This window comes from Streptomyces lonarensis, from assembly GCF_012033735.1.
In the GTDB taxonomy this organism is placed as follows: domain Bacteria; phylum Actinomycetota; class Actinomycetes; order Streptomycetales; family Streptomycetaceae; genus Streptomyces; species Streptomyces lonarensis.
The window spans coordinates 1-4,990 of sequence record NZ_JAAVJD010000311.1; the positions used below are offsets into that span (position 1 = coordinate 1).

The following is a 4,990-nucleotide window of genomic DNA, read 5'->3' on the forward strand; positions in this document are numbered from 1 at the left end:
GCCCCCGGCCGGGGGCCGGGGGCACGGGAGGCGCGGTGCGGCGTCAGACGCCGGCGGCGGCGCGCAGCTGCTCGGTGCGGTCGGTGCGCTCCCAGGTGAAGTCGGGGAGTTCGCGGCCGAAGTGGCCGTAGGCAGCGGTCTGCGCGTAGATCGGCCGCAGCAGGTCCAGGGCGCGGATGATGGCGGCGGGCCGCAGGTCGAAGACCTCGCGGATGGCGCTCTCGATCCGCTCCACATCGACGCGGTGGGTGCCGAACGTCTCGACGAACAGTCCGACCGGCTCGGCCTTGCCGATGGCGTAGGCGACCTGCACCTCGCAGCGGGTGGCGAGGCCGGCGGCGACGACGTTCTTGGCGACCCAGCGCATGGCGTAGGCGGCGGAGCGGTCCACCTTCGACGGGTCCTTGCCCGAGAAGGCGCCGCCGCCGTGCCGGGCCATGCCGCCGTAGGTGTCGATGATGATCTTGCGGCCGGTCAGACCGGCGTCGCCCATCGGGCCGCCGATCTCGAAGCGCCCGGTCGGGTTGACCAGCAGCCGGTAGTTGTCGGTGTCGAGCTTGATGCCGTCCGCGACGAGGGCCTTGAGCTCGGGCTCGACCACGAACTCCCGGATGTCGGGGGTGAGGAGCGAGTCGAGGTCGATGTCGGAGGCGTGCTGGCTGGAGACGACGACGGTGTCGAGCCGAACCGGCTTGTCACCGTCGTACTCGATGGTGACCTGGGTCTTGCCGTCGGGCCGCAGGTAGGGAACGGTGCCGTTCTTGCGGGCGTCGGTGAGCCGCTGCGAGAGGCGGTGCGCGAGGTGGATCGGGAGCGGCATCAGCTCGGGGGTCTCGTCGCAGGCGTACCCGAACATCAGCCCCTGGTCGCCGGCGCCCTGCCGGTCGAGCGCGTCGTCCTCGCCCTCGACGCGGGCCTCGTAGGCGGTGTCCACTCCCTGGGCGATGTCCGGGGACTGGGCGCCGATCGAGACGGAGACGCCGCAGGAGGCGCCGTCGAAGCCCTTCTTGCTGGAGTCGTAGCCGATGTCGAGGATCTTCGACCGGACCAGCCCGGCGATGGGGGCGTAGGCCTTGGTGGTGACCTCACCGGCGACGTGGACCAGGCCGGTGGTGATCAGCGTCTCGACGGCGACCCGCGAGGACGGGTCCTCCTTGAGGAGGGCGTCGAGGATGGAGTCGCTGATCTGGTCAGCGATCTTGTCCGGGTGACCCTCGGTCACCGACTCCGAGGTGAAAAGGCGGCGCGACACATCGCTCCCTGGGGTTGCAGCGGCTGCTGGCTGTTTCAGCGAACGGCAGGCCCGCAGGGCCACGCCGCTCGTCGGCAGTCTATCGGGCGGGCGTGCCGGGGGGCCATGGCGTTCGCATACTGGGCGATTCACGTCAGCTGCCGTCCGTGTCCTGGCGGCTTCACACCCTGATCGGTTCGGATCTGTTCGGTTCGCACCGTGATCGGGGGCTGACGGCTCCTGGTCGGCGGGAGGCCGCTTCAGCTCAGCGCAGGCTCCGCCACCACCGCGTCCCAGACGGCGTCGGCGAGGTCCTCCTTGGGGCCGCGCGGCACGTGCCGCTCACCGCCGCGCGTGTCGAGCACCACCGCCTCGTTGTCCTCGGTGCCGAACGCCCGGCCGCCGCCGACCTCGTTGACCACGAGGAGGTCGCACCCCTTGCGGGCCAGCTTGGCGCGGCCGGACGCGAGGACGTCGTCGGTCTCCGCGGCGAAGCCGACGACCACCGGCGGCCTGTCCTCCCGCCGCGCCGCGAGGCCGGCCAGGATGTCGGGGTTGCGCTCCAGGGCGATGGGCTCCGGCTCGACGCCGTCGCGCTTCTTGATCTTCCCGGTCGCGACGTGCACGGGCCGGAAGTCCGCGACCGCGGCCGCCATCACCACCACGTCCGCGCCGGCCGCCGCCTCGGTCACCGCCCGGCTCAGCTCGCCGGTGGTGGAGACGGGAACGACCGTCGCGCCGGCCGGGTCGGGCAGCGCGGTGTTGGCCGCCACCAGGGTGACGCGCGCGCCGCGCGCCACGGCGGTGCGGGCCAGCGCGTACCCCTGCTTCCCCGAGGAGTGGTTGCCGAGGAAGCGGACCGGGTCCAGCGGCTCGCGGGTGCCCCCGGCGCTGATGACGACATGGCGGCCCGCGAGGTCCTGCTCGCCGGCCCGCTCCCCCCGGGCGAGCACCCGGCGGCAGACGGCGAAGATCTCGGCGGGGTCGGGCAACCGGCCCTTCCCGGTGTCGGTACCGGTGAGCCGGCCGCTGGCGGGCTCGATGACGACGGCGCCCCGGCTGCGCAGCAGGGCGACGTTGTCGCGGGTGGCGGGGTGCTCCCACATCTCGGTGTGCATCGCGGGGGCGAACACCACCGGACAGCGGGCGGTGAGCAGCGTGTTGGTGAGCAGGTCGTCGGCGCGGCCGTGGGCGGCGCGCGCCAGCACGTCGGCGGTGGCCGGCGCCACCACCACCAGGTCGGCGTGCTGGCCGATCCGCACGTGCGGTACCTCGTGCGCGTCCTGCCAGACCGTGTGGGAGGCGCGGCGGCCGGAGAGCGCCGCCCAGGTGGCCTCCCCCACGAACTGCAGCGCGGAGGCGGTGGGCGCCACCGTGACGGCGTGGCCGGACTCCGTGAACCGCCGCAGCAGCTCGCAGGCCTTGTAGGCGGCGATGCCGCCTCCCACGCCCAGCACGATCTCGGGTCGACCCGTCCCGGGGCTCCGCGTCACAGCTCTCCTCCCACCGGCGCGCCGCCCTGGGCGCGCCCGACACCGTCTCGGTCCGGCCGCCCGCGGGCGGCCGTGCTCGGCCCAGGGTATGCGGCGCCGGTGCCGGTACGGCAGCCGGCGACGGCCGCGCGTCGGGGACGGAGACGGAGCAGGGGCCCGGTCGCCGTGGCGACCGGGCCCCTGCTCGTGTGCTGCGTGCCGCGGATCAGTCCGCGGGGCCCTCGATCGCCTCGGCGGTGAGGAGCCCGGCGTTGATCTCGCGCAGGGCGATGGAGAGCGGCTTCTCGTGGACGTGGGTGTCCACCAGCGGGCCGACGTACTCCAGGAGGCCCTCGCCCAGCTGGGAGTAGTACGCGTTGACCTGGCGGGCGCGCTTGGCGGCGTAGATCACCAGGCTGTACTTGGAGTCCGTGGCCTCGAGCAGCTCATCGATCGGAGGATTGATGATGCCCTCGGGCGTGGCGATGGAAGAGGACACGCTCTGCCTTCCGGTGGTGGGGTGCGAACGTGGTGGTCATACGGACGGGCCGGCCGAGCGGCCGGTACCGGCCCGGCGGCGATCACGCGCGGTGACGCCACGTTCAGGAGGTACGCGTCAAGGCTAGCAGCTCGGTCGCCACCTGCTCGACGGAGGTGTTGACCAGCGTGTGGTCGAACTCCGACTCCGCGGCGAGCTCGGTACGGGCGGCGGTCAGCCGCCGCTCGATCACCTCGGGGGCCTCGGTGCCGCGCCCGGTCAGCCGCCGCACCAGCTCCTCCCAGCTCGGGGGAGCCAGGAAGACCAGCCCCGCCTCGGGCATCGACTCCCGGACCTGCCGGGCGCCCTGGAGGTCGATCTCCAGCAGGACCGGCTCACCGGCCGCCAGCCGCTCCAGCACCGCGTTGCGCGGGGTGCCGTAGCGGTTCCCGGCGAACTCGGCCCACTCCAGCAGCTCGCCGTTGGCGACGAGCTTGTCGAACTCGCCGTCGTCCACGAAGAAGTACTGGACGCCGTGGCGTTCGCCGGGCCGGGGACTGCGGGTGGTGGCCGAGACCGAGAGCCAGATCTCGGGATGGGCCTGCCGCATGTGCGCGACGACCGTGCTCTTGCCGACCCCGGAGGGGCCGGAGAGGACGGTCAGCCGCGGACGGCCGGGGGGAACCGCGGGGGGTGTCCCCCCGGAGACAACCTCACTCATGAGGTGATTATCCCGCCCGGGCGCGCGGCGGGGAAATCCGTCCCCGCCGCACACCCCCGGCGTCAGGAGGAGGTGCTCCCGAACTCACGCTCCAGGGAGGCGATCTGGTTGGAGCCCAGCCCGCCGACCCGGCGGCTCTCGGAGATGCCGAGCCGCTCCATGATCTGCTTGGCGCGGACCTTGCCGACGCCCGGCATCGACTCCAGCAGCGCGGAGACCTTCATCTTGCCGATGACCTTGTTCTCCTGGCCCTGCTTGATGACCTCGTGCAGCGAGGCATTGGAGTGCTTGAGCCGATTCTTGACCTCGGCGCGCTCCCGGCGAGCCGCGGCGGCCTTCTCGAGCGCGGCTGCGCGCTGTTCAGGGGTAAGGGGCGGAAGAGCCACGCCTACGTCACCTCAGGTATCGAACGGTCGGATGGGATACGGGAGCGGAAACGGTGCCGACACCCCGGCACGCTGCGGAGCCGGTGGCGGCGCACCGGGCTCCGCTCTCGACGGAGACTAGCGGGCAAGAGGCCGTGAGTCAGCGAGATCAACCGAAAACTCCAGGTCAGCTGTTGGGACTCCGGACATTTACCCCGATACCACCCCGACGGTCCGCGCCGCGACTCCCCGGTTCCGGAACGCCGGGGATCTGCGGTACCGCGTGCGCGCCGGTCGTGCGCTCCCCCCGTGACCTGCGACGGCGTATCCCGTACCCGTTCGGGGGCTCGACGAGCAGGCGTTCGAAGAGGTACCACGAACGGGAACGTGGTGATTTGGTGGACATCCGGTGCAACGGTCATGGAAGCGGGTCACAGCCTCCCGAGCGGGGCTTTCAGCGCCCCGGAACAGCAGGAGGACGGCCGGATCACGCCGGTCCCCTGGCCGGTCGGCGCCGGTCGGCTGCGCCGGCTCGGCGCGCTGCGGGCTCGGCGGTCGCGGGCCCGCGGCGCGCCGTGGTCCGCAGCCGTCCGGCGGGAGGGACAGCCGGCGGAGCGGCGGCTCCCCCGGCGTCGGCCACCCCGCGCCTCCACCGCTCCCGTATCCCATCCGACCGTTCGATACCTGAGGTGACGTAGGCGTGGCTCTTCCGCCCCTTACCCC

General features: G+C 72.7%; 5 protein-coding genes. All 5 read right to left on the reverse strand.

The features are described 5' to 3' along the window. Nucleotides 1-43: 43 nt before the first annotated feature. The 5 genes from metK to HCN56_RS23485 all read right to left on the reverse strand — a co-directional run bounded on the left by metK (nt 44) and on the right by HCN56_RS23485 (nt 4,288). The gene (gene metK / locus HCN56_RS23465; RefSeq protein WP_167974339.1) at nt 44-1,252 is read right to left on the reverse strand and encodes a methionine adenosyltransferase; all 1,209 of its coding nucleotides are present in this window, start codon (nt 1,250-1,252) and stop codon (nt 44-46) included. Nucleotides 1,253-1,491: 239 nt separating this feature from the next. Beyond that, on the reverse strand, nt 1,492-2,724 hold the full coding sequence (coaBC, locus tag HCN56_RS23470; RefSeq protein WP_167974341.1) for a bifunctional phosphopantothenoylcysteine decarboxylase/phosphopantothenate--cysteine ligase CoaBC: 1,233 nt from the start codon (nt 2,722-2,724) through the stop codon (nt 1,492-1,494). Nucleotides 2,725-2,929: 205 nt separating this feature from the next. Then, nucleotides 2,930-3,202 carry a DNA-directed RNA polymerase subunit omega gene (gene rpoZ / locus HCN56_RS23475; protein ID WP_103504618.1) on the reverse strand — a complete coding sequence of 91 codons (273 nt, stop codon included), beginning with the start codon at nt 3,200-3,202 and terminating at the stop codon, nt 2,930-2,932. A gap of 103 nt (nt 3,203-3,305) precedes the next feature. Beyond that, nucleotides 3,306-3,902: a guanylate kinase gene (gene gmk / locus HCN56_RS23480; RefSeq protein WP_167974343.1), complete on the reverse strand. Its 597-nt coding sequence runs from the start codon at nt 3,900-3,902 to the stop codon at nt 3,306-3,308. Nucleotides 3,903-3,964: 62 nt separating this feature from the next. Then, on the reverse strand, nt 3,965-4,288 hold the full coding sequence (locus HCN56_RS23485) for an integration host factor (protein WP_167974345.1): 324 nt from the start codon (nt 4,286-4,288) through the stop codon (nt 3,965-3,967). Nucleotides 4,289-4,990 lie beyond the last annotated feature (702 nt).